Consider the following 3,180-nt stretch of genomic DNA (forward strand, 5'->3'; position numbering starts at 1 on the left):
GCACCAATCGCGGTATTTCTGCCACGATGAGACATGCCACAAGCGGTAACAGAAAACATAACCAGCACGACAATAGCGATATTACAGCTGCGTTTTAAAAGCATACAAAGCCTCACTGCCATGAATAGATGGCATGCAAAAATGTTTATTTGATTGTTGTTAAAATACCCAATCTGTTGTGACTGGCACTGCTCGTCGGCGTGAATTTAAGGTGTTTTACGCTAAGGCGGAAGGTAAAAATTCTTATTTGCTAATGGCACTATTCGGCAGAAGATTTTATTTACGGTGAGGTGCGCAGGAATGCGCACCTGGTGACGTGCTTAACGCTGATCTTCGGCGATCACTTTGCCGTCGATGGTCATCGGTTCACCATCCAGCGACAGCGAACAGTTTCGCAGTGGGATATCGAGATGGCACGGCGTATCACGCGAGCCACCCGCTTCGGTATTGGGTCCGCTGGAGAACAGGAAGTTACCGGCGAAGGCACGCGCATCCATGCCGATAGTGGATTGACGATCGTACAGACCTAAGGTGCTCCAGTGGGCGCGCGTCATTAATCCCCAGCCAACATGCGCCATGGCGTAAGCTTCCGGATCGTTGAAGGAATCCATAAAGTTACGCATAAACTCCGCGTCAAAGCCGCCCTCGATACTGCGAATATATCCCTCCTCAATAACCAAGGTGACCGGGTCACGCACATAGCGCTTGAACGGCAGCAAGATATCACCGCTATCAATCACGATTTTACCGTTAGCGCTGCCCTCATTCGGCCAACGGGCGATGAAGCAGCTTGGCCAGTGATCCCACTTGCCTGGCTCATCGGAAAAGCCATATTGCGTCAGCACCGGATAATCACCGATTGCGCAGCTAAACTGGGTGCCCGCCGCCGAGGTAACCGTCATGGCTTTCGCCTGCTGCAGCCGTCTGGTCGCCGCCAGTGCTCGCTGTTTATCTGCCATGGTCGGCAGCAAGCGCAACAGGATTTCCGGCGGTTCCACCGCCAGCAGCATGCGCGTATTGGCTTTGAGGATCTCTTCCTGCTCAGGCGAAAACAACAGCAGCATGGTATCGATAATCAGATCGCTACTTTTCAGAGCATTCAGCGCCACGGTGTTGGTTTCCAGCGCGGTTTTACCCACGTAACCTGACTTATCCGGGCTCAGCGCTTTTTCGCCGTTCATCGGTGGCAGCACCAGACGCGTAACAATGCCACCCAGCAAACCACAGGCGATTTCACAGGTATTCACCACCTGCGGATGCGAATCGGTGCTGGTGAGAATGGTGACCTGCTCGCCCGCCTTTAATTGACACATGCTCAAAACCTGCTGCCAACCTTTAACTAAGTCGCTATCACTTACAGCCATCTTATGCTCCTCGCAAAAATGAGATTCAGGCGATGCCAGGCGCCGCCAGGGAGAAATATTGACGATCGAAATGCAGTAACGGTGGATGCGCGTGGCCGAAGCGAATCGCCTCCACCGCACCAAAAAACACGCTGTGGGTGGAGGTCTGCACGCGTTCCGCGATGCGGCAGTCAAGATTGACCAGAGCGTTATCCAGCGCCGGTGCGCCGCTGGCGAGTTCGCTCCAGTCAGCATGATGAAAGCGCTCGTTGGGTGGCACGCCCGCCTGGCCGGCAAAGATATCCGCCAGAAAACGCTGGTCAGCTGTTAACACGTTGACGCAAAAGGTGCCGTTCTCCAGCATGGCGCGATGCGCTTCGCCAAAATGGTTAACGCAGATCAGCACCATTGGTGGCGTCACCGTCAGGCTGCACACCGCCGAGGCAGTCAAGCCCCGTCGCCCTTCTCCTGCACCGGTGGTAATGATGTTTACCGCCGTGGCTAATTGACGCATTGCGCTCTTAAACTGCTCTTCCAAAGGTATTTCAATGGTTGTCATCTCAGTTCCTCTCGTTCCCAGCCGGGTAAACGGCGCAATTGCCGCACAAAAAAAGGCGCGCCCAATACCACCACAAACATGCGTACGGTTTGTAACGCCAGTACAAAGGTCACATCAACGTGGCTGGCAATCGCCACTATCGCCACGGAGTCGATGCTGCCTGGCACGGTAGCCAGAAAGGCCGTCAGCAGATCGACGTTCATCAGATAGCTAAGCAGCAGTGAAAACAGTGCGCTGAGGGCAATCAGTGCCAGCGAAGCCAACAGCGCCAGCGGAATTAAACGAATCAGACGCAGCAAGATTTCGCGCGTAAACTTGAGCCCCACTTCCAGCCCGATGGCAGCAAACGCAAGATTCAGTACCCAGCCAGGCAGTGTCATATGGTAGATATCACTGGCACTCAGTAGCGCGCCGATGATCAGCGGTACCATCATCGCCGCCGCCGGTAAAAAACTGATGTAGCGCGTCGCCAGCGCCCCCAGTGCGGCAATGGCCAGTGTGCTGCATAACGCGCTAAGGGTAATCGGCGTGAAGCTAAACAAGCTGGCGCTGGTGATTACTGTGGCAGGCGTCGCAAACAGGTGAGAAACCAGTGTGACCGCCAGCACCACAGATGCGAGCCGGATATATTGCACAAGCGCCACCACGCGCCCGTCAGCGTTACGTTCATAGGCGATAATCACCATGGCGCTCGACATACCCGGCATCGCCGCCCAGATCGCCGTTTCTGCCGAGACTTTGCCGAAATAGCGGATCGCCCAGCTGATGGAGAATGAGAACAACAGCGTGGCCGACACCGACAGCAATAAAATCGGCCAGTTGCCGATGACCGAAAGCAAAATCACCGGCGTCAGATTGGTAGCGATCAGGCAACCGGCCACACCTTGTGCCAGCAGAAAGACCGGTCGCCACAATCGGCGCTCATTACCGCTGACGGCAAAGCATACGCCGGCCAACATGGAACCTAGCAGCGCCGCCGCCGGGAAGTTGATCAGCGTCAGCAACTGAGAGATGGCTGTAGCCAGCACAAATAGCCCGCCCCACTGAATCAATTGATTACTGCGCGATGGCGAAACAGCTGACGCGGTGAGTTTCATATCACTCCTGTGAAATCCTGATTAACCGCTAAATGATCCTCAACCCACGCCGCGCCGTGCAGCAGACGCGCATCGTCGCCAATGCGGCCAACCAGCTGAATGCCTACCGGCAATCCTTTCGGGCCGCGCGTGGCCGGTACGGTAATGCATGGCGTATGCAGCAGCGTCCAGACCTGGTTAA

Annotated in this window: 4 protein-coding genes; all 4 read right to left on the minus strand. The window is 55.3% G+C overall.

The window, feature by feature from the left end:
* Positions 1 to 320: 320 nt before the first annotated feature.
* Complete coding sequence (locus RTY00_RS22440; protein WP_312666340.1) at positions 321 to 1,364, minus strand: 2,5-dihydroxypyridine 5,6-dioxygenase; 1,044 nt, start codon at positions 1,362 to 1,364, stop codon at positions 321 to 323.
* Positions 1,365 to 1,389: 25 nt separating this feature from the next.
* The gene (locus tag RTY00_RS22445) at positions 1,390 to 1,902 is read right to left on the minus strand and encodes a flavin reductase (protein ID WP_312666342.1); all 513 of its coding nucleotides are present in this window, start codon (positions 1,900 to 1,902) and stop codon (positions 1,390 to 1,392) included.
* Complete coding sequence (locus RTY00_RS22450) at positions 1,899 to 2,999, minus strand: AbrB family transcriptional regulator (RefSeq protein ID WP_312666344.1); 1,101 nt, start codon at positions 2,997 to 2,999, stop codon at positions 1,899 to 1,901. Before RTY00_RS22450 ends, RTY00_RS22445 begins: the two co-directional genes overlap by 4 nt.
* A partial coding sequence (locus tag RTY00_RS22455) for a hypothetical protein (RefSeq protein WP_312666346.1) occupies positions 2,996 to 3,180 on the minus strand: 185 nt, incomplete at its 5' end. The genes RTY00_RS22455 and RTY00_RS22450, both read right to left, overlap by 4 nt.

Source organism: Pantoea sp. CTOTU49201 (assembly GCF_032054795.1).
In the GTDB taxonomy this organism is placed as follows: Bacteria; Pseudomonadota; Gammaproteobacteria; order Enterobacterales; family Enterobacteriaceae; genus Pantoea; species Pantoea symbiotica.

Excerpts from the sequence above, each read along its gene's own strand:
- RTY00_RS22440 (WP_312666340.1), bottom strand. The coding sequence starts at position 1,364 with ATGGCTGTAAGTGATAGCGACTTAGTTAAAGGTTGGCAGCAGGTTTTG.
- RTY00_RS22445 (WP_312666342.1), bottom strand. The coding sequence starts at position 1,902 with ATGACAACCATTGAAATACCTTTGGAAGAGCAGTTTAAGAGCGCAATG.
- RTY00_RS22450 (WP_312666344.1), bottom strand. The coding sequence starts at position 2,999 with ATGAAACTCACCGCGTCAGCTGTTTCGCCATCGCGCAGTAATCAATTG.